Annotated in this window: 19 protein-coding genes and 2 pseudogenes; 7 read left to right on the top strand and 14 right to left on the bottom strand. The window is 36.8% G+C overall.

Going from position 1 to position 26,451, the window contains the following annotated elements; translation table 11 throughout:
* Positions 1–21 precede the first annotated feature (21 nt).
* The 4 genes from V179_RS0101665 to V179_RS0101645 form a co-directional block, all read right to left on the bottom strand.
* Positions 22–1,479, bottom strand: coding sequence for a glycoside hydrolase family 1 protein (locus tag V179_RS0101665; protein ID WP_028389983.1), 1,458 nt, complete (start codon positions 1,477–1,479; stop codon positions 22–24).
* Positions 1,480–1,567: 88 nt separating this feature from the next.
* Positions 1,568–3,424, bottom strand: a complete 1,857-nt coding sequence (locus tag V179_RS0101660) for a beta-glucoside-specific PTS transporter subunit IIABC (protein WP_028389982.1) — start codon at positions 3,422–3,424, stop codon at positions 1,568–1,570.
* Positions 3,425–3,830: 406 nt separating this feature from the next.
* Positions 3,831–4,676 (bottom strand): BglG family transcription antiterminator LicT, encoded by an 846-nt coding sequence (licT, locus tag V179_RS0101655; protein WP_028389981.1) that lies wholly within the window; start codon positions 4,674–4,676, stop codon positions 3,831–3,833.
* A 285-nt stretch (positions 4,677–4,961) separates the two neighbouring features.
* Positions 4,962–5,864: an AraC family transcriptional regulator gene (locus tag V179_RS0101645; RefSeq protein ID WP_028389980.1), complete on the bottom strand. Its 903-nt coding sequence runs from the start codon at positions 5,862–5,864 to the stop codon at positions 4,962–4,964.
* A gap of 167 nt (positions 5,865–6,031) precedes the next feature.
* On the opposite strand from V179_RS0101645, the gene V179_RS0101640 reads away from it, so the two are divergent.
* Positions 6,032–7,012, top strand: a complete 981-nt coding sequence (locus V179_RS0101640; RefSeq protein WP_028389979.1) for an aldo/keto reductase — start codon at positions 6,032–6,034, stop codon at positions 7,010–7,012.
* 91 nt (positions 7,013–7,103) lie between these two features.
* On the opposite strand, the pseudogene V179_RS29505 reads toward V179_RS0101640, so the two are convergent.
* A pseudogene (locus V179_RS29505) lies at positions 7,104–7,223 on the bottom strand (TetR-like C-terminal domain-containing protein); the annotation flags it as partial.
* A 30-nt stretch (positions 7,224–7,253) separates the two neighbouring features.
* Positions 7,254–8,426 (bottom strand): MFS transporter, encoded by a 1,173-nt coding sequence (locus V179_RS0101635; RefSeq protein ID WP_028389978.1) that lies wholly within the window; start codon positions 8,424–8,426, stop codon positions 7,254–7,256.
* A gap of 136 nt (positions 8,427–8,562) precedes the next feature.
* On the opposite strand from V179_RS0101635, the gene V179_RS0101630 reads away from it, so the two are divergent.
* Complete coding sequence (locus V179_RS0101630) at positions 8,563–9,471, top strand: LysR family transcriptional regulator (RefSeq protein WP_028389977.1); 909 nt, start codon at positions 8,563–8,565, stop codon at positions 9,469–9,471.
* 349 nt (positions 9,472–9,820) lie between these two features.
* On the opposite strand, the pseudogene V179_RS31450 reads toward V179_RS0101630, so the two are convergent.
* Positions 9,821–10,141 (bottom strand): annotated as a pseudogene (locus tag V179_RS31450) (VOC family protein).
* Positions 10,142–10,409: 268 nt separating this feature from the next.
* Between V179_RS31450 and V179_RS0101620 the strand changes: the two are divergent.
* Both V179_RS0101620 and V179_RS0101615 read left to right on the top strand, forming a co-directional pair.
* Positions 10,410–11,108: a hypothetical protein gene (locus V179_RS0101620; protein ID WP_028389976.1), complete on the top strand. Its 699-nt coding sequence runs from the start codon at positions 10,410–10,412 to the stop codon at positions 11,106–11,108.
* Between the two features lie 29 nt (positions 11,109–11,137).
* Positions 11,138–11,854, top strand: a complete 717-nt coding sequence (locus V179_RS0101615; RefSeq protein WP_028389975.1) for an RNA-guided endonuclease TnpB family protein — start codon at positions 11,138–11,140, stop codon at positions 11,852–11,854.
* A gap of 314 nt (positions 11,855–12,168) precedes the next feature.
* Here the strand turns inward: V179_RS0101615 and V179_RS0101610 are convergent, their stop codons facing one another.
* Positions 12,169–13,497, bottom strand: coding sequence for a 6-phospho-beta-glucosidase (locus V179_RS0101610; RefSeq protein ID WP_028389974.1), 1,329 nt, complete (start codon positions 13,495–13,497; stop codon positions 12,169–12,171).
* Between the two features lie 395 nt (positions 13,498–13,892).
* On the opposite strand from V179_RS0101610, the gene V179_RS0101605 reads away from it, so the two are divergent.
* Positions 13,893–14,618: a MurR/RpiR family transcriptional regulator gene (locus V179_RS0101605; protein ID WP_028389973.1), complete on the top strand. Its 726-nt coding sequence runs from the start codon at positions 13,893–13,895 to the stop codon at positions 14,616–14,618.
* Here V179_RS0101605 and V179_RS26825 read toward each other — a convergent pair.
* Both V179_RS26825 and V179_RS0101595 read right to left on the bottom strand, forming a co-directional pair.
* Complete coding sequence (locus V179_RS26825) at positions 14,607–14,810, bottom strand: transposase (RefSeq protein ID WP_051404787.1); 204 nt, start codon at positions 14,808–14,810, stop codon at positions 14,607–14,609. The two genes, V179_RS0101605 and V179_RS26825, sit on opposite strands and share 12 nt — an antisense overlap.
* 636 nt (positions 14,811–15,446) lie before the next feature.
* Complete coding sequence (locus V179_RS0101595; RefSeq protein WP_028389972.1) at positions 15,447–17,738, bottom strand: ATP-binding cassette domain-containing protein; 2,292 nt, start codon at positions 17,736–17,738, stop codon at positions 15,447–15,449.
* 522 nt (positions 17,739–18,260) lie between these two features.
* Between V179_RS0101595 and V179_RS0101590 the strand changes: the two genes are divergently transcribed.
* Positions 18,261–18,890, top strand: a complete 630-nt coding sequence (locus V179_RS0101590) for a VTT domain-containing protein (protein ID WP_034300351.1) — start codon at positions 18,261–18,263, stop codon at positions 18,888–18,890.
* 40 nt (positions 18,891–18,930) lie between these two features.
* Here the strand turns inward: V179_RS0101590 and V179_RS0101585 are convergent, their stop codons facing one another.
* Together V179_RS0101585 and V179_RS0101580 are read right to left on the bottom strand one after the other, a co-directional pair.
* The gene (locus V179_RS0101585; RefSeq protein ID WP_028389970.1) at positions 18,931–20,304 is read right to left on the bottom strand and encodes a sensor histidine kinase; all 1,374 of its coding nucleotides are present in this window, start codon (positions 20,302–20,304) and stop codon (positions 18,931–18,933) included.
* On the bottom strand, positions 20,282–20,995 hold the full coding sequence (locus V179_RS0101580; protein ID WP_028389969.1) for a response regulator transcription factor: 714 nt from the start codon (positions 20,993–20,995) through the stop codon (positions 20,282–20,284). The genes V179_RS0101585 and V179_RS0101580 overlap by 23 nt, the downstream gene beginning before the upstream one ends.
* A 647-nt stretch (positions 20,996–21,642) precedes the next feature.
* Between V179_RS0101580 and V179_RS0101570 the strand changes: the two genes are divergently transcribed.
* On the top strand, positions 21,643–22,239 hold the full coding sequence (locus tag V179_RS0101570; RefSeq protein WP_028389968.1) for an undecaprenyl-diphosphatase: 597 nt from the start codon (positions 21,643–21,645) through the stop codon (positions 22,237–22,239).
* A 116-nt stretch (positions 22,240–22,355) separates the two neighbouring features.
* Here V179_RS0101570 and V179_RS26820 read toward each other — a convergent pair whose 3' ends face one another.
* Together V179_RS26820 and V179_RS0101560 are read right to left on the bottom strand one after the other, a co-directional pair.
* Positions 22,356–23,558 (bottom strand): MGDG synthase family glycosyltransferase, encoded by a 1,203-nt coding sequence (locus V179_RS26820; RefSeq protein WP_084552164.1) that lies wholly within the window; start codon positions 23,556–23,558, stop codon positions 22,356–22,358.
* Between the two features lie 358 nt (positions 23,559–23,916).
* A complete protein-coding gene (locus V179_RS0101560) occupies positions 23,917–25,221 on the bottom strand; it encodes a VTT domain-containing protein (protein ID WP_028389967.1) in 1,305 nt (434 codons plus the stop codon).
* Positions 25,222–26,451: the final 1,230 nt, after the last annotated feature.

Here is a 26,451-nt window from a genome sequence, read left to right as displayed (position 1 = left end):
TAAAAGCCCGATAAGCCTCTCTTATAGCTCTTCACCATTGCTTTCAATCACTTTTTTGTACCAGAAGAATGAGTCTTTTCGACTTCTTTTCAATGTTCCATTACCCTCATCATCTTTATCTACATAAATAAATCCGTAGCGCTTAGACATTTCACTTGTGGACATGGACACTAAGTCAATTGGTCCCCAAGCTAAGTAGCCCATTAAGTCAACGCCATCACCAATTGCTTCTTTCATTTGTTCGATATGTTTTCTTAAATAATCGATTCGATAGTCATCATGAATCGAGCCATCTTCTTCTACCTTATCGTAAGCACCCATACCATTTTCTACAATAAAGATTGGTAATTGGTACCGATCATATAAATCATTTAATGTTACACGTAAACCAATTGGGTCAATTTGCCATCCCCAGTCCGATGCTTGTAAATATGGGTTTTTCAAACTGTTGAATAAATTTCCTGCTGTTATTTCTCCCTCTGGTGATTCGGAAGATAAAAGCGACATGTAATAGCTAATTGTAATGTAATCGACAGGGTATTGTTTGATGATTTCATCGTCGCCAGTTTCTTTTACAATTTCAATATCATTTTCAATAAAGAAACGGTCCATATATTTAGGGTATTCACCGCGAGCATGTACATCTGTAAAAAATAGATTGTCCTGGTTTTCTTTTTGCGCTTTTAATACATCTTCAGGATTTGGTGTATTCGGATAAAACGTCATTCTCGCTAGCATACAACCCATTTTTCCATCAGGAATAATCTCATGTAATTTCTTCGTAGCAAGTGAGCTTGCGACAAATTGATGATGTAATCCTTGATATTTCGCTTGCATAGGATTGTCTTCCTTATCTGATAAAATCCCCCCACCGGTAAATGGGCTAATCGTAATCATATTAATTTCATTAAAAGAGATCCACAGCTTTACTTTATCTTTATATCGAGTGAATACTGTTTCTGCATAGCGAACGAAATGATCCACAGTTTCACGGCCAACCCAGCCATTATATCTCTCTGTTAAACCATAAGGTGTTTCATAGTGAGATAACGTCACAACTGGCTCGATGTTATGTTTCGCTAATTCATCTAACACATTGTCATAAAATTGTAAGCCCGCTTCATTCGGCATATCGTCATAACCATTTGGGAAAATTCTTGACCAGTGAATGGAAAAACGGAAAGCAGTAAAGCCCATTTCTGCAAGTAAGGCAATATCTTCTTTATAGTGGTGGTAGAAATCAATCCCTTCACGTTTAGGGTAGCGTGCCGTTGATTCACCGCTTAATGCTTTTCTTATTTGTTCTGACGTAATTTCCATCGCGTTGTCTTTAGTCCGTTCTGCTTTCGGAATATATTCAACAAAGTCAGCTGCTGATAACCCTTTTCCATCTGCATCAAATCCACCTTCAATTTGATTTGCAGCAGTTGCACCACCCCAATAAAAGTTTTTTGGAAATTTCGATTTAAATTGTGCCATGATTAAACTCTCTCCTTTTTTCTTATTATTTAACAAAGCTACTAAAGTTTTATTTAATTCATATTAGCTGAATATAATGTGCGTTTATCTAGCTAATAACCGTTAGCACAGGCTGGCCACCAACAATCTCTTGTGGCTCATCCGCAATGACATCTAAATAATTAGCTGTATTTGTTACAATCACTGGTGTCGTTAGTTTATACCCAGCATCTTTTATAGCCGCAATATCAAACTCCACTAATACATCACCTTTTTTAACGGCTTGTCCATCTTTCACATGAGCAGTAAAATGCTTTCCTTCCAATTGAACAGTATCTAAACCGATATGAATAAGCACTTCTACCCCGTCTTCTGAGGTTAAACCAATCGCATGGCTTGTAGGAAAAATCATTGTAACGGTTCCATCAAATGGAGCCACTACACGGCCAATTGTCGGCTCAATTCCAACCCCTTTTCCCATTGCTCCACTTGAGAAAACAGGATCTGGTACATCTGATAAAGGAAGCAATGTTCCCTCTATAGGACTATCGATTGTGATTTTCTTATCTGTCGCTGCTGCTGCGGCTTGTACTGCCTGTTCTGTTTGCTCAAGGCTCGTCTCTTCTTTTGCTTTCTTTTTCTCAAAACCGAAAAGATAAGAAAGGATTGTTCCTACTAAAAAGGCAACCCCTACACCAATTGTATATTTGACTGGTGGTGTATACGCTGGAATGGTTAGGACGCTATTAAAGGCAAACGTAAATAAACGAACATCAAACATGGCAATGATGGCACCACCAACAACTCCCGCGATGACCATCATTGGGATCAGACGACGGTAGCGCATGATCACACCATAAATGATTGGCTCAGTTACACCAGCAAGGACACCTGATAATATCGCACCTAGGGTCAAGGATTTCAGATGCTTATCACGCGCGCGAAGGAAGACACCGAAAGCTACACCCATTTGCGCAAACGTAGAAGCAGCTGTAATAGGAAGAATTACATCGCCTCCCTTAGCAAATGCACTAATCGCGATCGGCACAACGCCCCAATGGACACCCATAATAACAAGGAATGGCCATGCACCGGCAATAATAACACCAGTTAAAATGGCTGATACTGATGATAGGTAAGAAACACCGTTCATAATTCCATCACTTACATACACAGCAAACGGACCAAATACTAACGCCGTTAACGGCACCATGATAAGTAAAGAAATCATCGGCGGGAAAAACAGCTGCAGTACACTTGGCGTAACTTTTCTCAACCATTTTTCCAATAGCGCATAAACAACAACCGCAATCAACAATGGAAATACTGTTGAAGAATAATTCGTTAAAATTAACGGTAAATTCAAGAATTCTGAACGAGTCCCATGTTCAAGCAGCTTCGTGAAACTCGGTTCTAATAAACCAGCTCCAATCGCTCCTCCGACATATGGATTAGCACCGAGCTTTAACGAAGCAGTAATCCCTACAAAGATCGGCAGGAAGAAAAAGACTCCACCAGAGGCCGCATTTAGGACTGCATACGTACTGCCTTCTACATCAATCCAATGTAACAATGTTAATATGGCAAGAAGGGCTTTAATCATCCCTGCCCCAGCTAGTGCAGGAATCAACGGTGAGAACGTTCCTGAAATATATTCAAAAGCCTTTGAAACTGCCCCAACCTTTTCTGTTGATGCCGACTCTTTATTCGTTTCTCCACTGATTTTTGCAACTTTCATTACTTCTGCATATACTTTCGGTACATGGTTCCCAATAACAACTTGAAATTGCCCACCATTTTCTACTACAGTGAGGACGCCTTCCATGTTTTGGAGTTCTTCTTTATTCGCCTTACTACGATCGTCCAATTTAAAACGTAAACGAGTCGCACAATGTACTAGAGAGTTTATATTCTCTTCTCCCCCTACCGATTTCACAATCTTCTCGGCTAGCTGTCGATTATCCATTTTATCTACTCTCCTTATGACAAAGTTTTTTCAATAAATTTTAATTCACTCAGCATCCCAAGCAATAACATAGTTAGAATAAGATGAGCTAATATAATCTCCTTCTCAATCTCACAGAGTGGTCAGTTGGTGAAAAAGAAACGATCAAGGGAAGCGCTTGATCGCTTCTTTTTCATCAACCTATCGGCCACAATAATGAGTGAAGTGCATGAGGGTATAAAATACCTGTTCAAATAAAGTCTTTCCTATCTATCTAAATTTAAGTTTACGTTCACACTGTGATCAAAATTTAAAATAAAAAAACCTGAGTAAGACGTGCGGATAGAATAGGGACCTGTCCCCCATTTCAATCAACACTTCTTCTCAGGTTTTGCCTGCCAAACAGTAACAATCCTTCGTTAGTGTGCTATGCTTTTTTCTCACGATTGGAAACACGATGAATATGAATCATGAAATACACCATTTCATCCTTCGTCATTTTGACGTGATAATTTAACTGCAAATAGGTTTGTACTTTTAAAGTACATTGATAAGCCTCAGGATACTGCTTGATTACCTGATCGAATAACGAATCGTCACCTTCTTGCGATAACTCTCCTCTTTGTATGCGGTAACCAAAATAGCGTAAATGTGTAATAAATCTGCTGTAATTCATAGAGTCTTCATCAAATGTAATGCCAAAATGATACTTTACGATCGTGATAATGTCATTAACAATTTTCGTCATCACCATCGTTTGTTCCATACCGACTGAATCTTGGCGAGCATTAAAAAGATGGAGAGCAATCGATGCACTTTCATCCTCCGGAATCCGAATCCCTGTCCGCTCCTCAATCATCCCAATCGCTTGTTTTGCTACTTCATATTCATCTTTGTAAAACTTTTTGACTTCCCATAAAAGAGCATTCTTAATTATCAGTCCCTCTTGAATTCTTGTTAATACAAAATGAAGATGATCCGTCAGCGATAAGTAAATGCTTTCATTTAATTGACAGCCTAATTCCTTTTTCGCTAATTCTATGATGTCGTTAGACAGTTCAAAGTGTTCGAGTGGAATCTCTTCAAGTAACTGTGATAGCTTATCAGAGACTCCTTTTGAATGAATAGTGAAAGTCTTTTCAATTTTCGTTTCATCAATTTCATCGCCAATTTTCTTCTGAAATGCTAGTCCACGACCCATGACAACAATTTCTTGTTGTTTGTCATCTTCTGTTAAGATTACGTTGTTGTTAAAGATCTTTTTTACACGCATAATTCGTCACCTTTCGACTATTATTTTTATAAAAAAAACCTGAATTGATTCCAATATTACAGCATAACTGTAGTATTCGAATCAATTCAGGTTTTGCCTGCCGAACAGTAACAATCCTTTTGTCTATGTGCTTAGTATACAAAAATATGATTGCGTTTTCAAGTATCATTTCAATTTTTTTTAATGGGAATGTTTAGTGAATATATCCATTCATAATGACATGACACGACAAGCGAGTTATCAATTTTCACGCTCATTTCTGAAATCATCATAATCATCTTCTCCTTAAACATAGTTCTCCCTCAATCGACTTATATCTACTCTAGGTGGAAAGCCAAACATTCTGGAATATTCTCGACTAAATTGCGATTGACTCTCGTACCCTACCCTGAATGCAACATCAGCTACATCTGTTGAATCAGCTAATAACAAGCGCCTAGCTTCCTGCAATCTCAGTTGTTTTTGAAACTGAATGGGACTCATAGCCGTTACCTCTTTAAAATGCCGATGTAGCGATGGAACACTCATATTCGCTATCTCAGCAAGCTCTTCGATTCGAAAAGGCTCTTCATAATTATTCATAATATAGTCTATAACCTCTCTTATTCTAATGGCATTGCTCCCTTCTAACGCCATCTGTTCAAGCGCTTCGCCATGTGGACCTTGCAAAATCCAATAAATAATTTCCTTTTTAAATAATGGAGCAAGAACAGGGATATGTTCCGGGTTCTCTAATAAGCAAGCTAATCTGAGGACTGCATCCAACAAGGATAGTTCTACTTCGCCAACAAACATAGCTCGTTTCGTGTTCTTTCCCTGTCCAAATTGAATATCTGCTTCATTCAAAACTTCTAAAACTTGGCTTGATGTAAATTCAAGTTTTAGAGCTAAATAGGGAGTTTCTGGTGAGGCTTTGACCACTTGCCCTGTCACTGGTAAGTCAACGGATGCCACAATATAATGACCTGGACCGTACAAAAAGCGTTCCTCTCCCAATAACACCTCTTTCTTTCCTTGGAGGATCATGCAAAAAGACGGCTCGTTAACCCTAGAAATGGGTTCAGAAATAATCGATTCACGGATGAGAAAGAAAGATGGAATAGGTGTAGGATGAACACCATCCTGTTTTGAAAAGCACTCAATAAGATTAGCAAGTACATCTTGCTGTTTACAGTTTTTTTCAGACATAACTTATCCTCCTTTTTCTTCATCTTCGGTTCATTATATCTGATATTCATTGAGTGAGTAAGAGAGATTGAGAGGATTAGGCAAAAACTTGATAGTAATAGGATAAGAGTTTCTTATTATGTATGACATAATTAATTTGAAAATAAAGGAAAGAGAGGAATAATCAAATGGAGTATGTGAAACTTGGGAATACAGGCCTAGATGTATCTCGACTTTGCCTTGGATGTATGGGATTTGGGGACGCTAACAAATGGCTTCACCAATGGGTACTTAATGAAGAGAACTCTCGTCCCGTTATAAAAATGGCCCTCGACTTAGGAATTAATTTTTTTGATACAGCAAATATATACTCACTAGGTACAAGTGAGGAATATCTTGGACGGGCTCTTAAGGATTATGCGAATCGTGATGAAGTTGTTATAGCAACTAAAGTACACGGCCAAATGCATGAAGGTCCAAACGGGTCTGGTCTTTCCCGAAAAGCAATTATGAGTGAAATCGATAAAAGTCTTAAAAGGTTGGGAACTGATTATGTAGATCTTTATATCATCCATCGCTGGGATTACAACACCCCTATTGAAGAAACGATGGAAGCATTACATGATGTGGTGAAGGCTGGAAAGGCAAGATACATTGGTGCTTCTGCTATGTACGCTTGGCAGTTCCAAAAGGCATTATATGTGGCAGAAAAACATGGTTGGACAAAGTTCGTGTCAATGCAGAACCATTTAAATCTCATATACCGTGAAGAGGAACGGGAAATGTTACCTCTTTGTAAGGAAGAGAAAATTGGGATCACTCCATATAGCCCTCTTGCATCAGGGAGATTAACGCGTGACTGGTCCATAACAACGCATCGCTCCGAAACCGATCAAATTCAAAAATCGAAGTACGATGCGACTGAGGACGCCGACCGCTTAGTTGTTGATAGAGTAGCATCGATAGCAGAAAAGCATGGTGTCCCTCGTACACATATCGCACTTGCTTGGTTATTACAGAAAGAAACCGTAACAGCTCCTATCATTGGTGCTACGAAGATAGCGCATCTTGAAGAAGCTATTGGCGCTTTATCTGTAAAGCTATCACCTGAAGAAGTTGCATTCCTTGAAGAGCCTTACGTACCGCATCAAATAATTGGTCATAATTAATTGTTTTGATAATAGATAGAAAGAAACCCAATTTTCTATAGTAGTAAGATTGGGTTTCTTTCTATAAAATTAGCTTGATATTCAATTAGAACTAGACAATCCGTTCTAACAAATCCCCCACTTTTTCTGCCATGACACGAGGTGGATATAGCATCCCATTCCTTAACCACCACTCCAATGTCCCTACGTAAGCATTAGCAACAAAGTGAAAGAAAAACGGATGCTCCTGTTAGTTTTTTTCTTAACTAGCAAGTTGCTTTGTTTTAGGACTGTACATGTAGTTTCTTAGTAAAATGAATACGACACTTAATAATAAAGATAAAAATCCTACAAATACAACATATGATGTCCCTAACTCTGCAATAAATAACCCACCTACAGAAGCACCAATCATTGTTCCTAAGTTAGCAGATGTTAAAAATAAGCTATTTGCAAAAATAGGAGCCTCGGGAGCTGAAGACATAACCCAATATTGATTAATATTAGCTCCTATACCAGCTAATATTCCCCATATTAAAGTAATGATAGCCATAGGTAACGTAAACTGACCAAATAAGAATAATATGATGTAAATGGCTCCCAATGCAAAAGGGAAAACCACTACGGATTTGTTCGCATTTTTAGTAAGTAACTTCCCTGCCACAATGTTTCCAATAATATTAGCTCCACCGTATATGAATAAAAGTATAGTAATTATATTAGAAGACACATTTGTAACAGTCTTCAGATATTCAGCAAGATAACTATAAACTCCAAATACAGCTGAGTTTAATAAAATAACAGCCACAATGGAAAGCCATGTAATTGATTTTTTTAATACAGATAATTGCGCTCCATAAGAAAGCCTTCTCTCCACAGGCATAGATGGCACAAAAATCAATGTAGCGGCGAATATAATAGCATTAACAATAGCAAAAAAAGCCATCGCCATTTCAAGTGAAATTGCACTATCAATAAAACTTACGATTGGCACACCAACTACCATTCCTGCAGATACTCCTATAAATACTTTAGAAACAGCTTTTGGCGCTTCCTCCTTGCTAACTGACTCTGCTGCCATTGTAAATGCCAATGAACAGTAAATAGGATGAAAAACAGCGGGAATTATACGAGCAATTAATACTAATGTAAAATTAGTTGTAATAATGGATAGTATGTTGCCCAAAACGAAAACACCTAGACCAATTAACATGACTGTCTTTCTATTTATCCCAGAAAACAATAACGGCATAATTGGCGCTGATATAGCCACAACTAGGGCAAAAACACTTACAAGCAATCCTGCCTTTGAAACACTGACATGGAAGTGATCGGCAATGGAAGGCAATATGCCAATTACCCCCATTTCAGTATTTATGATTCCAAATACTCCTACGGCCAATATATATACAAGCAAATTATTTCTTTTAGCCAATACTCTATCTCCCTCCTTTATTATTTATTCTATCGTGTTTTTTGTATATAACTAATACTCATATCTCATATCAAGATATGCTTGATGGGCATTTCTGAAACGTATATACTAAAACCTTATAAAGGAGGAGTGATATATGGAATTTAGAGTTTTGCGATATTTTCTTACCGTTGCAAGAGAAGGAAGCATTACGGGCGCTGCTGATTTTTTGCATGTTACACAGCCAACCTTATCAAGACAATTAAAAGACCTTGAACAAGAGTTAGGGAAAAAACTATTTATACGCAGTAGTCACAGTATCATTCTGACTGATGAAGGAATGCTCCTAAGAAAGAGAGCAGAAGAAATCGTTGATATGGTCGATAAATTAGAGGCAGAATTTAGTTCCATAGAGGAAACAATAAGTGGTGATGTTTATATAGGTTGTGGAGAAACAGACGCCATGAAACAGATTGCACGGGTAGTAAAAGATTTACAATTAAGTTATCCAAATATACGGTTTCACCTCTACAGCGGAAACGAAGACGATGTAACTGAACGGCTTGATAAGGGATTGCTTGACTTTGCTATTTTAATCCAACCAGCTGATTTATCAAAATACAATTATATCAAGATCCCAGCCAAAGATGTTTGGGGCGTTGTTATGAGGAAAGACAGTCCTCTTGCTTTCAAAGATACCATTCAAGCAGTGGATTTATTAAATGTTCCGCTTATCTGTTCACGACAGGCTATGAAACAGACATTTTCTAAAAATGAATTTGCGGATTGGTTTGGTGAAGATTTTGATAAATTAAACGTCGTGACTACATACAACCTTGCATATAATGCTGCCATTATGGTTGAAGAGGGCATTGGTTATGCGGTAACCATTGATAAAATAGTGAATACGTCTGGTGATAGTAACCTTTGTTTTAGATCGCTAAAGCCAAGACTTGAATCTGGCCTAAATATTGTTTGGAAAAAGCATCAGTTTTTTTCCGCTGCTGCTGAGATGTTTTTAAAAGAAATTCAGGCGAAATTTTCAAATTCTTTATCAGATGTATAGAAAAATCTTGTAAAAATATGGATCAACACCAAAGTCTGTTCTTGACATAAAGTGAGACTTCCAACAGTGGAGGTTTTCTTCATCCCCCACTGTTGGTTAGCGAGACTTATCGGACCTTTACAGGCAGTTCTCCCACTTATCTTCTTTGCTTCCCTCGAATCTTGAAGTGGGAATTTTACTGCCTGTTAAGGTGGGATAAAAAACAAATTTGCACATACAATTCAACTTATTGTAAACAAAGGAATTTACTAAGAATGATACATTTGTTAATGTCGTCAAGTACATGTTTTGGTGAAGACGCATAATTCAGGTTATATATTTTTTAAAATACAAATTTCCTTACCACTTATTACACAGTCACTTCTAAAAGATTGCCATCTGGGTCTTCTATCACACTTTCATAATAGTCGTCCCCAGTAACTCAAGAACCCTTAACAAGGCAGTAACCATCATTTTGTAAGCGAGTTGTCATTTGGTTGACGGACTCCCTGCTTCCTAGGGAATTTGCAATATGAGCCCCGCCCAGCCTATCATCCTGTTGCAGCTTATCGATGCCTGACTTACACATAATTTCTAAATGTGTACCTCCGTCAAACGTCAGAAAATAAGAATCGAATTCCTTAGCTTCATTGTGATACTTTGCGTTTGCATTCCGATTTCCGTGGAACATCTTATGAAACGAGTTTTTTCGGGGCGTCGCAGTGACCAAAACTAACGTTGTCTCACTTTGAAATGCCGTTGCATCTAGCAAGAGAATATGGCGGCACAACAGTTAATTGAAAAATATAAAAAAGAGTAACATTTTATAATAGAACGCGCTGTTTTATTGTTTTTTATATTAACAATTTTTTCTTCATTGCTATTGAATTATTTTAGGGATTTTTATAAGATAAGAATATATACGAACATATATTCTAATTAAGAGAGGTGCATCTCTTATGGCGAAGAAAAAGAAGAAACAAAAACCTTACAAAATTAAACGAGTTTCACGTACCGTTAAACAACATAGTACATTTGTTAGTGATTTTGAAGAAGTTAAGAAGATTGCCAAACGATATAAGAATGTTAAAAACTATGTGTATTCTCGTTTTTCTGGAATTAATAGTTTTCTGCTTTTAAATAACTATAAAAAAGAAATACGTGATAAGTGGGTTCAATCCAAATTCGCAAAACAATTCAAAATTCCGGCTCGTTACTGGAAATTAGCTCTGGATGAAGCCGTTGCGAATATTAAATCTCAATGGTCTAATGCAAAAAATAGAATAAAAAAGGCGATTCATCAAAACAAGCATCTAACTGATGATGAAAAAAACTATATGTTTTATATGTTGAAAGTAGATAAATTATTTTATGCTGTTTTAACTAGACAAGAATTTGAACTTCCTAAAAAATTAATTGAACTACAAGTACGAACGACATATATCAATCATCTTCTTTGTCGTTATCTTCGCAAATACAAAGGTAAGATCCCTTATTCTCATAAGGAAACATCTTTTATGATCGATGCACCTATGTACCATTATTTTGTTAAAGATGGCGAGAAATGTATTGAAATGACTTCTACTAAAAGCAGAAAACGGATTACGATTGGACTTTCCGATGGCAATGTTTATACGGAAACATTCGAATTGTTGTAAAAGAAAATTCGTTAGAGTTGCATCACTTCGTGGAGGGGAAACAAAAGCAATTTTGGGCAAATGAAAACATCGTGGGGATTGATAAAGGGTATAGAACGCTTCTTGCTACCTCTACTGATCAATTATATGGTGAAAAACTGAATGATTTTTTAAGTAAAGAAACGGAACGATTACATAAGAAAAATCAAAAACGCAATCAAGTTTGGGCATTAATGGAAAAATATAAGGAAGCAGGTGATATGGAAAAAGCCGAACGCATTCGGACTCATAACTTTGGGAAGAAAAAGTATACTAAACAGAAACTTAAACATGATGAAACGGTCAAACGTTATATCAACTTTAGTTTAAATCAATTTTTCATTGTGGAAAATCCAAGCGAAGTCGTTTCTGAGGATTTAACTTTTGCAACTTGGAAAAAGAAGTTTCCTAAACATATTAAACGCAAATTATCTCGCTGGATAAAAGGGTACATTCGTGAGCGATTAGAGTTTAAGTGTGAACAACGAAACATTACTTTCACAAAAGTAAATGCTGCCTATACCTCACAAACATGTCATCGTTGCGGTCGTTTTGGTAAAAGAGAAGTTGATATTTTCACTTGCCCCAAATGTGGTCAAATGCATGCAGATAACAATGCAAGTCATAATATTAAAAAGAGAAAAGATGATAAAGAAATTACGTTGTATACTCCTTATAAAAAGGTAAAAGAAATGTTAGAAAAACGGTTAGAATTACAAACTGTGTAAAAAAGAAAATAGGTCTACCCAATCACAAATGTGGCCACCCTCTCGTTAGGAGCCGCATTTTACCGAAAGGGGGTCGGGTAGACCTATCTTGTATCATTTGTTAAACGGTTGTGGGAAGAACAGTGATGGCGAAAGAGCGCTTTTTTCGTAACAGCTCGTTCACTGGCTCAACCAAGACCTCGAAATTTGAGGAGCGAATTACTTGAAAATCTAGACATCTGCATGCTAATGCATAGATTTATGTGGGTTTTTGAGACCAGAACACCTAAAGTGTCATTTATATGGACAACTTATTGGCATTCCCTTTGTTTCTCTTACGCTTCTACCTTTTGGAAAAACTGTGGTAAATACTCTTTATGTGCCTCTAACATCTCATTGACGATTTCTTTCGCGATCGTGTCAGAAGGAGTAAGCGGATTAATCGTTAAGGCAAGAACGGCCTTATTGTAATCACCAGTCACGGCAGCTTCTGCTGAAATTCTTTCAAACGATTTGATTTGTTGGACTAGTCCTTGAACTTGTACAGGCAGCTCTCCAATTGTAATTGGTTTAGGACCGTCTTTTGTAATAATACAACTAACTTCTACTGCTGAATCATCTGGAATGCCTGCAATAGCACCATTATTTCTTGTATTAACTGGTTGAATATCACCTTTGTCAGTATAGATAGAAGTAATTAAGCGAACCGCAGCATCAGAGTAGTACGCCCCACCACGTTTTTCTAATTGAGGTGGCTTTATAGCTAAATTTGGATCTTTATAAAGTTCAAATAATTCTTTTTCTAATCTTTGAACTACCTCAGCACGAGTGCCTTCTGATTTAGCGTTTTCAGCATCCTTTTCGAGCATGTCTTTCGTTTTGTAATAATACATATGATATGGACAAGTTAGGACATTAAGTGCTTTAATGAACTCTGGCTCCCAACCTAGTCCCTCAATATTTTTCACAAAACTACTATTATTTGGATCTGTTAATAAATCAATCACTTTATCTTTTACACTCACGCCATCTACATAAACATCTAGCCCATAAACCATATGATTTAGTCCTGCAAAATCAATACGGATTCGAGAATGATCGACATCTAATAATTTGGCTACACCCATTTCCATTCCGATCGGCACATTACACAATCCGACGACTTTTTTGATGTTAGAATAGCGCAGCACGGCTTCTGTTACCATACCAGCAGGGTTCGTAAAGTTGATTAACCATGCGTTCGGACATAACTCTTCTATGTCCTTGCAAATATCTAAAATAACTGGAATTGTACGTAATCCTTTAAATAAACCGCCTGGCCCATTTGTCTCCTGACCAAGAACACCGTATTTTAATGGAATTCTTTCATCTTTTGCACGAGCATCTAGTAATCCTACCCGAAATTGAGTCGATACAAAATCAGCATCCTTTAAAGCTGCTCTTCTATCAAATGTTAAATGAACCTCGATTGGAAGTCCTGCTTTTTCAATCATTCTTTTCGCTAGATTTCCGACGATTTCCAGCTTTTCTTTCCCTGCTTCAATATCTACTAACCATAACTCGCTAACCGGTAATTCATGATAGCGCTTTATGAATCCTTCTACTAATTCAGGGGTATAACTAGATCCCCCACCAATCGTTGCAATTTTAATACCCTTTGTCATACTCTAGACACCTCCGGATAATATGAAAACCAATTTTTTGAAAGAAAAGCGCAAGCGCCTTGTTCAGCCTCAGGCATAGCATAAGACGCTCAGGAATAGAAGGTGTTCTTTGCCTTCAATTCCTGAGTGGCTTATGACCTCGAGGGGCTAGGCGCTGGAGCTGGACACCAAAACTAAGTCAAAGAACTTATACTTTCTTATCCTTTAAAAAGAACTTATGAATGAATTGTATCTCCATTTAAACAGAGGGTAAATAAGTTGAGAGCATCTAGTTTTTAATAACAAAGGTAGTCATTTGTTACACAAATGTAACAGCATGTATCTTATTAAGTAGTTGTGTTAAAATCAAGCTAAAGGGGTTAAGATAGATGATTTCTTATAGAGGGAGAATAGAAATGTTTACACACGACATTATCGCTTCATTCAATGAATTAGAAACTTCTTTATACAACTATATTTGTCAAAACGGTGAGAAGGTCGCTTATATGAGAATCCGTGAACTGGCAGATGAAACCCATGTATCAACAGCTACGATTTTACGTTTTTGCCGAAAAATAAATTGCGAAGGTTTTTCAGAATTTAAAGTAAAGCTTAAAATGCATGTAGGAGAAAATAAAAAGACGGTTTTAAAAGGTTCCCAGCATTCCGTCATGGAATTTTTTGAGCGGACATTAAAAGGAGATATGGAAGAAAAGATTAGGAAGGCTGCAAGTCTAATTTCCAAAGCAGATAATGTCATTTTTATCGGGATCGGAAGCTCAGGTATCCTTGCTGAATATGGGGCAAGATATTTCTCAAGCTTAGGTAAATTCTCGATGTATATTAAAGATCCTCTCTTTCCAATTCACGCCAACTTCCGTCATAATAGTGCAACAATTGCTTTATCCGTCTCAGGAGAAAATAATTTTACCGTCACTCATCTTAATCAACTTAAACAGGAAGGCAGTAAAATTATTAGTATTACAAACAATAAACACTCAACCATTGCAAAAATCTCTGAGATAAACATTCCATATTACGTAACTGAGGAATGGTTTGAAAACGCTAATATTACGACACAAGTACCTGTTCTTTATATACTAGAATCAATGGCCCGTGAAATATATAAACTAAATAAATAAAAAAATGAATATGATCTTTCCAACACTTCCTTGTAAGATTGTGATTCCTCTTGCTTCACATCCTTGCCTGATTATTTCTCGTGTTCTTATAGCAAATGGACCACATATCACCTTGTATCTATATTTTGTTACCCAAATTATATAAAACTTGATGTCATAGACCACATGACTATGCTTCTTATACCATTCCATACTTTCACCTCACAACTTTAGGATGGGCATCAAATTATAAGGCTAAAAGCGTATACCGTCTAAAGACGGTGGAGTTAGATCATTAATTTGGAAATCAAATACATTTTTAAACATTTGTATTATTAAATAAAGGCTCTTTTCGTAAAGATTGTTGTTTTTTTGCAAGAAACCAATTCGAACAGATGTTGATCTTCGTTACAGGTGCGAGACTCCTGCGGGAACAGCGTGTTGAGGGAGACCCCGCAAGTGCAAAGCACTGAGGAGGCTTCTGAGACCGCCTCTACAACGGAAATCAACCCGGGTTATTAGTGTAAAAATGATTGAAAAGCAACAAAGTATGTGAAAACAGCCTAAATAAAAAACAGACTAACATTAATAGCACAAACCATGGTCTTGGTTTGTGCTACTATATTTTATAGAAGTGAAGGAAGGTCGAGCAGCCTCTAGGAACATATAAGAGTCCGTATCAAAAACAGACCCACTTCACACCCTTATTTGAATTAGTTTAGTATGTTTGGTGGAAGGAGTACCCTTCACCATAAGCTTAATCATTTCTTCGAGTAAATTCTTTCAAAATTCTTCACTGGAGGTAAGTAAATGAGCTGTCTAAAGTCCATTTTAGCGTGAATTTTAACCCTAATAAAAGGTACCACATTTTAATTTTCTAACTCCATCCTTTAACCATTTCGCTGTCAATGTCTCTGCATGTAACATTTCTTCTGGTGTACCTTCTAATATAATTTGTCCACCTTGTTTTCCTCCTCCTGGGCCCAATTCTATTACCCAGTCGCTCGCCGCGATAAAGTTTAGATTGTGTTCAATTATTATGACCGAATTACCTCTATTTACGAGATTTTGAAATACGTCTAAGAGTTTTTCATTATCTTCTGTGTGTAGACCTAAGGATGGCTCGTCTAATAGATAGATTTGCCCTTCTTTTTGCAAGTGGCTTGCGAGTTTTAGACGTTGGGTTTCTCCTCCGCTTAGAGAACTTGTCGTCTGTCCTAACGTCAGATACCCTAATCCTACGTCTTTTAGCGTTTGCACTCTTTTTATGATCTTAGGTATTTTAAAATAATGAATAGCCTCGTCTATTGTTAAATCTAAAATCTCTACTATATTTTTAGCTTGGTATCGATATGACAATGCTTCGTCTGAATATCTCGTACCGCCACATGCTTCACAAGGAATTGTCACCGGATCTGCAAATGCTACGTCTGGCGTTAGAACTCCTTTTCCTTTACAGATCGAACATGCTCCTGAGGTGTTAAAACTGAACAAACCTGCTGGTTGTCCTGTTTCTTTTGAAAATATTGCGCGAATATCGTCCATTATTCCCATATATGTAGCTAGGGTCGAACGGTTGGATATTCCTATGCCGCCCTGTCCTACCATTATAGTTTCTGGATATCTTTCTGTGAACGCTTCCAACATTAAGGAGCTTTTACCTGAACCTGATACTCCACACATAGAGACTAAGACATTTTTAGGAATATTTACGCTTATATTTTTTAAGTTATTGTTACTTACTCTGTTTATTGTAAAATAATCTTTTATATCTCTTGGATTTTTATTTATTTTTAGCTTGTGGTTTAGGGCTGTTGCGGTGGGAGAGTCTTTTAGTCCTTGTAATTTTCCTTGATAGACAACTTCTCCTCCGTTTACACCTGCCCCAGGTCCCATTTCTATGATTTCATCTGCTACTTTTATGACTGATAGATTATGTTCGATGACGATGACAGTATTATGTTGGGCTTTTATCCTTTTTAGCATCTGGATTAACAGATCCACTTCTTCTGGATGGAGTCCTGCACTTGGTTCGTCGAAAATGTATGTGATATTGTTTAGACTGCTCCCTAAATGACGAGCGATTTTTACCCTTTGAGCTTCTCCACCAGACAAGGTGCCCATTTTTCTTGATAGGCTCAGATATCCTAATCCCATTTCAACTAATTGTTTTATGTGTGGGATTGCTTGCAGTGCGATATATTCTCCCAAAGGATCTTTTATTTTCTTTAGTTCTTCCAGTAGTTCGGTAAGCTCTAATTGATCGTATGCTGCGATATTTAAGTCATTTATTCTACATGCCAATACCTTTGGATTTAGACCTGAACCTTGGCAGGTTGGGCATAAGGATCGAGTTGACACAGCTATGACGTCATCTTGGGTTACTCCTTTTAGCTTTGAGATATCTCTATTGATATAGAGACGTGTAAATCGGGGCAATAACCCATCCCAATCATGCTTTTGAGGTCCATTTTTTGTATGAAACGGGGCATTGACCTTTTCACCTTCTGGGGGACCATATAATAATAGACGGCGTTTTTCTTCTGGGTAGTCCTTTATCGGTTTATCTGGGTCGAATAATCCGCAGGTCATCATCCAGTTGCCTTGCCAACCTGAAGGTGATAATGGCTTAAATTTCACTGCATAATCTCGAAGTGACTTATCGTAATCGATCATCTTATTTAGGTCTGGCGCAATGACCTCCCCAAATCCACTACATTCTGGACATCTGCCAAAAGAACTTTGGCTCAAAAAATCGCTAGCAGTTCCTATTGATGGTTTTCCAATTCTTGAAAACAAAAGTCTAATTAATGGATTGATATCCATATAGGTGCCTACTGTTGAGCGGGAATTGCCTCCTATCAGTCTTTGTTCGACTACTACAACCGGACTTAAGTTTTGCATAAGATCGGCGTGGGGTCTTTCATACCTTGGCATTTGATATCTGACATAGTGAGGATAGTTTAAAATCATTTGTCTTCTGCTTTCTGTTGCTAATGTATCAAAAACGACTGAGCTTTTTCCAGAGCCTGAAAGACCAGTAAATACGATGATTTTTTCTTTTGGTATGTTTAAATCTACATTTTTTAAATTATGTTCTTTAAGCCCTCTTAAAATGATTTCATCTTTTATTTCTGACATTTTGTCATCCTTTCTGATTTACTATGCTTCTTTCAGTTCTCTACAAGTTTAGCAACCCTGACAGGGACAAATTCACATTCGTTTTGTGATGATTCTTTTGTTTTTAACTTTTTTTATTCACCACCCATTATTAGTTTAATTACTTTTATTATACTAATTTAACGCAATCAATTGTTAAAATATTTAGAAATCGGGTTAAAGGAGGCTATTATCCTTATAATGTGGCTAGGTATTTTATTAGTGCCTTTTGGTTAATCTTAGCTATTGGGTGTTATCAAAGATATAAGGAACGACAATACAAACAGAAACAAACTATTTAAAGAGAAGGGGCTGTCTGCTAAGTCCCTCTAAATAAAGAGTCGTTTTTTCCCATATGCTTTTCTATTTTTATATAATCTATTACACCACCACTGAAAATTTTAATTCAATGTTAATGTTTATTTAATGAATAGTTTAATCTAAAAGGTTAAATTAGAACTAACAACATGAAATTAAAAATAAGGGGATATTTTTGTGAATAATATGATTGATATTTTTTTGCACATTGATAAACACCTAAGTCTTTACATGAATGAATATGGGATGTTTATATATTTCATACTGTTTGTCATAGTTTTTTGTGAAACAGGTCTTGTCTTTATGCCGTTTTTACCGGGAGATTCGCTCATATTTGCGACTGGGGCTTTAGCAGCAGCCGGTTCTATCAAATTACTGCCTATTTACCTGATCTTTTGTGTAGCTGCCTTTGCAGGCGATACAGTGAATTATACAATCGGGCATTCTTTAAGGAATAAGGTTTCTGCGCGAGAGAATATTCGGTTCATTAAGAAAGAACACTTGGAAAGAACCACTGAATTCTTTGAAAAACACGGATCTGGAACTATCATCTTAGCCAGGTTTGTACCTATTATTCGCACCTTTGCGCCTTTCGTGGCTGGGGTTAGCACGATGCCTTATCGTAAATTTATTTTATATAATGCACTCGGTGGGTTACTTTGGGTTAGTATTGCGTTGTTTGCTGGCTTTTTCTTCGGTAACATTCCGATAGTCAAAGATAACTTCAGCATCGTGGTTCTTGGCATCGTAGTCGTTTCACTTCTGCCAATTGTGTTCGCATATTTTAAAAATAAAATAGCTACTAATAAAAATTAGATGATAAAAACACGACTTCATAATGCGAAGCCGTGTTTTTTTATACTATTTCCAAACTTGCAGGTAAAATCAATTCTACCTCGGTTCCCTCCCTTTCTTTACTTCTAATTTTTATTTCCCCTTTGTGTAATTTCATAATCTTTTTAGCAATATGAAGGCCCAAACCAGAACCTCCAGTTTCCCGACTTCTTGCTTTATCTACCCGGTAAAATCGCTCAAAAATATTCTTAATTTCTTCCTCTGGAATCCCAATACCATAATCTTTCACTCGAACAATGGCATTTACATCATCTTTCTCTAAAAAAATATCAATTGTATCATTGCTATATTTAATAGCATTATCGAGCAAAATAATGATGACCTGCTTGATTTTTAATTCATCTGCCACAACAAAGATAGGTGATTGCTCGAAATGCAGGGTAATTTCTCTTTTATAAACCTTTTTCATTTGCTTTAAAATATCTTGACATAACAATGCGAGATCGACTATCTCCAGGTCCAACTCAACTTCTTTTTCTAGTGAAGCCACATCCAAAAAGGTTTCTGTCATTTTTTGAATTCTGGTTGCTTCAGAGTGAATAGCCTGGATAGCTTCATCTGCCAATTCTTTATCTTCAAGCCCCTGCCGTCTTAACAAATTCGCATAGCTCTTTATAACGGTCAATGGCGTCTTTAATTCGTGGGAGGCATCTGAGACAAACTGAGACTGCTTTTCAAAATTTCCCTCCAACCTGTCAATCATCCGGTTAAAAGTATTGGCCAATGTTTGAAGTTCATCCTTCGTATCATTTAGAATACGAATCTTCTTCGGTACACCGCTTCGCTCAATATCTTCCATAGTATTGATCATATTAGAAATTGGCCGCATAATCATATTCGATATCCATTTGCCGCTAAGCAATGATAAAATAACAGCTAACATCGTGCTAACTCCAAGAATCAACAAAAGAATATCTTTCCTTGTTTCCAATCCTTCCAGTTCTTCTCCAATCTCGATACTTCCCTTTAGGTGGGGTACATTTTCTATTGGAACACGAACAATTATCACTTGCTTTTCCTTTTCATCTATCTCTATATTACGTCTCTTAGCTTCCCGTGTATGTACATATTTCCCTTTCACTTTTTTAGCTAGTTCCTTTTCATTTGTTATTTCATAAAGGATGCGTCCATCGGGCTGCAGGATGCGAATATAGGAATTCTCGGTTAAATTATTCTTCAAATCACTTTCAATTTGATCAGATCTATCATTGGCGCGGATGTTTTTTATAAGATCCCCTGCTTTTTGAAACGCCCTATCCTCTTCCATATTAACGGTCGTTGTCATAAACAAAATGAAGACAACAATATTAATCAAAATTAAGATGAACAGCATCCATGCGGTTGTTAATAAATTAATTTTTAAGGTGATCCTCATCTGCGTTCTCCTTTATGGTATAGCCAATCCCTCTAACAGTAGTAATTAATGGGGTGGAGAAATCTTCCTCCGTTTTTTTCCTTAAATGTCGGATGAACACATCAATCACATTGGTTTCTCCTTCATAGTCATAGCCCCAAACGTTTAAAAGAATATTTTCTCTAGTTACCACTTTATTTTTATTTACAATTAAATACACCAATAAATCGTATTCCTTTGGCGTTAAGGTAATAGATGTACCAGCTCTTTTCACTTCCCGTGTGTCAGTGTTGATTGCAAGATCCTCTATAGAAAGAATGGAATCGTCCACCATATCTTCATGATTGGAATAATGGCGGAGACAAGAACGAATTCTTGCTAATAATTCTTCAATTTCAAATGGTTTTGTTACGTAATCATTCGCGCCTTGGTCCAGTCCAGCAACTTTATCAAACGTGGTATTTCGAGCTGTAAGAAGAATAACAGGTATGTTTTCCTTTTCCTTTCTTAATCTTCTTAGCACATCCATTCCACTTAATTTTGGAAGCATCACATCTAATAAGATTAAATCAATATCTGTATGTAAAGCCGTTTCCAATCCGTCCTTACCGTTATGTTCCACTGTAACCCTGTATCCTTCATACTCCAGCTCCACTTTAAGAACACGGGCTATTTGAATTTCATCTTCTACCACTAAAATATGCGTTTTCACTTCACTTCCCCCTATATATTGTAAAGTTTAGAGATTCTATGATCTTCCTAGGCTCTTTTCGTAAAGTTTATTGTTTTGGGAATAAACAATGACCGTTCCTTTCCGCTACAGGCACTTGCTTTCCGCGGGGAGGAAGTCGAGCCTCCTCGGCGCTTTGCGCCTGCGGGGTCTCGACTTTTCCTCTATCTCCCGCAGGAGTCAAGTGCCTTACGCTCCAATCCATTTCGATATTGTTAAAAGCAACAAACTCTTAGAAAAACAGCCATTCAATAAAACGCAACATTAACCATATATATCTTCCTATAATATCACGTGGAAGTACATTGGGAGATTCCATATTTGCTATAGCAAACTCAACTGTAATGGGAATTGCGGGAAGTTCCAGTAAAAGAATAAAATCAAATAACTGTGCTGTTCAAAATCATAAAATGCGACAAATAGATGCCTCCACAATCGGTTATCCTATTTACCCTCATCTTAATAAATATCCTTCAACTTCTTTCCTGTACACTACATTCGGATGATTTTTTCTTTTTAATCAATTATTAATGTTTTTTTCATGGCCTGTTTAGTTTTCTTTTTTATAGTTAAGATACCCACTGAGGGTCAAAAGTACTTGAAATTTAACAAAATAGAAGGAGACTAATATGAATTACAATCTTTTTAAATCCATTAATCAATTAGCAGGTCATTACCCTTTTTTGGATGGATTGATGGCTGGTGTGACGAACTACGCATTAATCATCTATGCCATTGTTTTGCTTCTCATTTGGTTTATTGGAAAAGATCAGTACAAGAAGACGGTTGTTTACGCTGCGATCACCGGTGTTCTGGGTCTATTCATAAACTTCGTCATCGGTCATATCTACTTTGAACCGCGTCCGTTTGTTACCCACCCGGTCAATTTATTAGTTAAACATTCAGCGGACGCTTCATTTCCAAGTGACCATACTACTGGAGCATTCGCTCTAGCACTAGCCGTTCTTTTCGTTCATCGAAGAATTGGAATTGGTATGCTTTTGTTTGCCTTCTTAACAGCTTTTTCCCGGATTTATGTTGGGCATCATTATCCATTGGATATATTAGGAAGCTTCATCGTTTCGTTGGTCATCAGTTCTATCGTATATAAGCTCCGTCCGTTTCTTGAACCAATTGCAAATGCAATCATTCACATCTACAACCGGATCCCGCTTGTTCCGAAAACGTTCGAAAATAAAGGTAGTTTAAAATCATTGAACAAATAACAAAAACGCCGGTTTTGTAGCCGGTGTTTTTGTTTCTATTCCGAATAATCCTTTTACTTAAAGCACAAAAAAATCGAAACATTAACATGTCTAAAGACATGCCTGTTTCGACCTCACTACCATCCAACCTCTGAAGAAGTGGACTTTCTCATTCGGAAAAGTCTGTAAACCTTTGATTGTTCGAACTGGCCTGAAGGCTTAAGTGATTTTTGTTCAAGAATTCCACTCAGGAATTCCGCTATTTTCTCTGCTCCTTCCATCTCCATTCCGTTTTGAAAAGATTGAATGGATTGTTCCCATAGACGCATCTGCGTATCATCGTGCAAGATGCTTAGCAATCCCAGTTCAAACGATTCTTTCTGCTTAAGTTTAAAAACCAGCCCTTTTTTTGTTAAATACTGCAGATTGATTTCTTCCTGGCCTGGAAGTACGGATTGGACAAAAACAGGTAGCCTTTTTTGTAGAACCTCACTGATGGTGACTCCGCCTGGTTTTGTGACGATTGCATCCATTTCTTCATATAAATTGTTCATTTCTACTCTTGATGAAATATAAGGGAGAGGTTTGATATGATCGACTTGCCAAGAGAGGATTTCATTGAACAATTTATTATTTTTTCCACATAGCACATAGAAATCGCATTGGGAAGATTGCTTTGACTTACCCAATAATTTCACAATCCCACCTAAACCATTATTTCCTCCAGAAATTAATATTTTGGGTCTATCTCCTGTTTTTTTAGCCTTTGTGTTTTTGGTAATCTCCTGATGGACTGGAATTCCAGTAACAACCATCCTTTGTTCCTGTATTTGATACTTTTTACTAAATTCATTTTTTACATCTTTGCTAGGGAGGAAATGGTAGTCGATTTCCTCTCGACCCCAAACATTGTTGATAAAAAAATCCGTATAAACATTTATGACTGGAACATCACATTTTCTCTTTCTTTTTAACTGACTTACCAGATAGGATGGGAAACCATGCGTACACACGATTAAATCAGGCTTCTCTTCTATTAGCAGCTGATCCATTTTTTTTAAAAAGAAATAATAATACCATTTAAATGAATGATCAGTTGGTGAAGAAGAGTAGAAAAATTTTTTGTAAACATGGTCATAAGTTTCCGGTGCATAACGAATCCATTTTAAATACCAGCTCGTAATCATTTTCTCTAGAGATGGGTTTGCATAGCTTATTAGGTCCACTTTCCTTACAAGAATTCCTTCTGTTTGCTTTTTAACGATATCCATTAATGCCTCGGCAACTTGATGATGCCCTGACCGCATTTGTAAAAAAGGTAAGAATAGAATCTTTTTCATATTCATTTCATCTCCTGTTCAGCAGGAATATTAAAACTGATTTCTCCCCTTTTAATCTAACATCACATTTTTTTAAACCTTTCTTTTTCATCCATTTTTAATGAAACGGAAAGGAAATTTTTAAGTTGGTCCAAAAGAAAAGGTGTCAGATACCATATGAAGTTTTCATATGGCATCTGACACCTAGGGGACGGCCTTAATGATAGGTCAAGTATTCCTTTTTTAAAAGATTACGAAAACAAAAAGCAAAAAAACAGTAAATTTACCAGTCCTAAATATGGAACATACTCCGGATTTATGTTAAACATACTTTAGGAATAATAAGGGTATTGAAGATTATCATTTTGCAATGCACCCTTTATTGTATTCGATGTCTATCTATTCTCCTTAGTAATCGGAATATTTCCAGTAAAAGAATATTTAAGCCTAGCCAGACTCCCCCAAAGACGTAGCCAGCAGCAATATCACTTGGAAGTTCGACTTTAAAGAACAATCGACTGATGGCAATAAGAATTAATACCACTAATCCAGCGATTGGAACAATGGTGTGAGTCCAAGCATTTTTTATAAAACGTACACATATAAATACCGCAAAACCATAAATAACAAAATTCATTAAAGATTGCTCACTTGGAAAATTGAGGAGAAGATGATCCGTGAACGAATAGGGAACAGGGGAAAGTCGTTGAAAGATTCTCCTTAAACTTTCTTCAAAGAGTTCCCCACCTAAAATAACGATTAAAAGAGAACCTAATTCAATTAACTTATTCTCACCTTTCCATAAAATCCAAATGAATGTAAAGCTGAGAAGGATAAGTTGGACTTGCCTTGAGCCCAGTAATGAAAATGTTTGCATAGTTTCTGTCCAGTCCTTATTAAAAACTAAGGAAATCAATAAAACCACAATTTTATTAAAATTGGTAAATTCGTTACCAAGAAAGTCCTCTATCATACCAATCATGAGAATCATAAGGCCTAACGTCAGGATGGAAGTCGCTGCTAATAGAATTCCAACTCGTCTTCTCGTATGAAAAATTGTCAAAGTTAGATTTAATAACCTAATGACTGTCTCTTTTATCTCGTTTTTATTTTTTTTGTAGATGTAGATCACAATAAAAATGACGGCAGCTGCTATCCCCCCAATAATGAGGTATTGTTTAATTGAACTGTGAAACGTCTCCCATTGTGGGCCCAATACTTTACCGAGTGTAATAAATACCGTCACCCACAGGAATGCTCCGGTATAGGCAAAAATAGCGTATATCCGAAAGGGCAGCCGGGTAGTTCCTGAAAAGTACCCCGTAATATGTCTAATTCCAGGGATAAAATAAGCAATCAGCAACAACTTATTCCCGTACTTACTAAACCAGAAGGATATTTTCCGAAACTGTTCCGGGCCCATATGAAAGCGAGATCCATATTTTTCAAAGAATGGTTGTCCTAGCTTATAACCTATCCAATAAGAAATGGTCATTCCGATACAAGATCCAATACCCGCTATTAAAATACTTAGTACCCAGTTTAAATGTCCTTGGAAAACAAGAAATCCTGTATAACTCATAAGAACTTCACCTGGTAATGGAAATGCGATCAATTCTAATAGTAGTGCTACAAATAGTACTATATATCCGAATTGGTCGATATATGATGTAATATTCCCCACCGCTTATCATCCTTTATTATTCTTTGTTTAGTTGTAAGTAAAGATAAAAGAAAACCTTAAATATGTTTGCTAATAGATAAAAACACTTCTACTTGAGTTCCTATCCTTTCCTTACTATTTACTTAAATTTCTCCGTTGTTGTGGTACTTATTCGTTTATGGAAACAAATCATATTCGTATTGTGAGGAATTTTTTGTTTTTAACATTTTTCACCTTACTACTCATTATTAGTTTTATTACTATATTAAACTAATAATGAGTAGTAAGAATCGAGTAGGAGGAGGCCATTAACCTCCGACCTCTAACACCACCTTACATACGGTTCCGTATACGGCGGTTCAATGGTTTTCGTCTCCTTAATACCTACCTGACAGAATCTCGTTCTGCCTTTTCCCTAACGCTCATTTCCATAGCTTTTGACTATAGCACCTTAGGATGGTTTGCAATCTCCACCTGTATAGCGATTGCGGGCCTACTCTAATCTTAAGTGCAACACGGCTTACTAGATGTGCTTTTCAAGCACACTTTGTTTGCCTTCGTGGCACACAGTCATCTGCGTAACGAACGAATTTATGCCCTCTTTTCTCTAATTCTTTGGTTCATCCAGCGCAATGTTAGAAAGAAAGGGACTCACGTTCTTCCTCTGCTTTTTTCTCGACATGAACGACATAATGAGTAGGAAAAGTTTCTTGATTAACAACTTCAAATTCTGGCAATTCTAGTTTCACGTGTTTTCCTTTTTACGTTAAATCAAAAGGCTGTTTTCACATACTTTGTTGCTTTTCAATCATTTTTACACTAATAACCCGGGTTGATTTCCGTTGTAGAGGCGGTCTCAGAAGCCTCCTCAGTGCTTTGCACTTGCGGGGTCTCCCTCAACACGCTTTTCCCGCAGGAGTCTCGCACCTTCCACTACAATCAACATCTGTTCCAATTGGTTTCTTGCTAAAAACAACAATCTTTACGAAAAGAGCCAATCAAAAAAAGTTAATAAAATGTAAACTACTATTTACAATTTTTCTACTCCACTATAAATGGTAGTCCAATTAACATATATATCCTACAAACCTCCTGTGTATTTATTCTCAAAACAAATAAATTTATTAAATAAAAAAGTGAGTATAATTAACCAATTATGGCTAAAACACCAAAATAACCGGTAATATCTACCTGGTATTCTGAAAATTAACACTATCTTAAAATTTATTTTGCTATATTATTCTTTAGGCC

The sequence above is a fragment of the Bacillus cihuensis genome (genome assembly GCF_000504145.1).
In the GTDB taxonomy this organism is placed as follows: Bacteria; Bacillota; Bacilli; order Bacillales; family DSM-1321; genus Peribacillus; species Peribacillus huizhouensis.
Note: the sequence above shows the minus strand (reverse complement) of the source record. Positions and strands in the feature narration are given on the sequence as shown.

Coding starts and splice junctions, on each gene's coding strand:
- V179_RS0101640 (WP_028389979.1), top strand. CDS start 6,032: ATGGAGTATGTGAAACTTGGGAATACAGGCCTAGATGTATCTCGACTT.
- V179_RS0101645 (WP_028389980.1), bottom strand. CDS start 5,864: ATGTCTGAAAAAAACTGTAAACAGCAAGATGTACTTGCTAATCTTATT.
- V179_RS0101595 (WP_028389972.1), bottom strand. CDS start 17,738: ATGTCAGAAATAAAAGATGAAATCATTTTAAGAGGGCTTAAAGAACAT.
- V179_RS0101605 (WP_028389973.1), top strand. CDS start 13,893: ATGTTTACACACGACATTATCGCTTCATTCAATGAATTAGAAACTTCT.
- V179_RS0101610 (WP_028389974.1), bottom strand. CDS start 13,497: ATGACAAAGGGTATTAAAATTGCAACGATTGGTGGGGGATCTAGTTAT.
- V179_RS0101620 (WP_028389976.1), top strand. CDS start 10,410: ATGGCGAAGAAAAAGAAGAAACAAAAACCTTACAAAATTAAACGAGTT.
- V179_RS0101590 (WP_034300351.1), top strand. CDS start 18,261: ATGATTGATATTTTTTTGCACATTGATAAACACCTAAGTCTTTACATG.
- licT (WP_028389981.1), bottom strand. CDS start 4,676: ATGCGTGTAAAAAAGATCTTTAACAACAACGTAATCTTAACAGAAGAT.
- V179_RS26820 (WP_084552164.1), bottom strand. CDS start 23,558: ATGAAAAAGATTCTATTCTTACCTTTTTTACAAATGCGGTCAGGGCAT.
- V179_RS0101660 (WP_028389982.1), bottom strand. CDS start 3,424: ATGGATAATCGACAGCTAGCCGAGAAGATTGTGAAATCGGTAGGGGGA.
- V179_RS0101585 (WP_028389970.1), bottom strand. CDS start 20,304: ATGAGGATCACCTTAAAAATTAATTTATTAACAACCGCATGGATGCTG.
- V179_RS26825 (WP_051404787.1), bottom strand. CDS start 14,810: ATGGAATGGTATAAGAAGCATAGTCATGTGGTCTATGACATCAAGTTT.
- V179_RS0101570 (WP_028389968.1), top strand. CDS start 21,643: ATGAATTACAATCTTTTTAAATCCATTAATCAATTAGCAGGTCATTAC.
- V179_RS0101630 (WP_028389977.1), top strand. CDS start 8,563: ATGGAATTTAGAGTTTTGCGATATTTTCTTACCGTTGCAAGAGAAGGA.
- V179_RS0101665 (WP_028389983.1), bottom strand. CDS start 1,479: ATGGCACAATTTAAATCGAAATTTCCAAAAAACTTTTATTGGGGTGGT.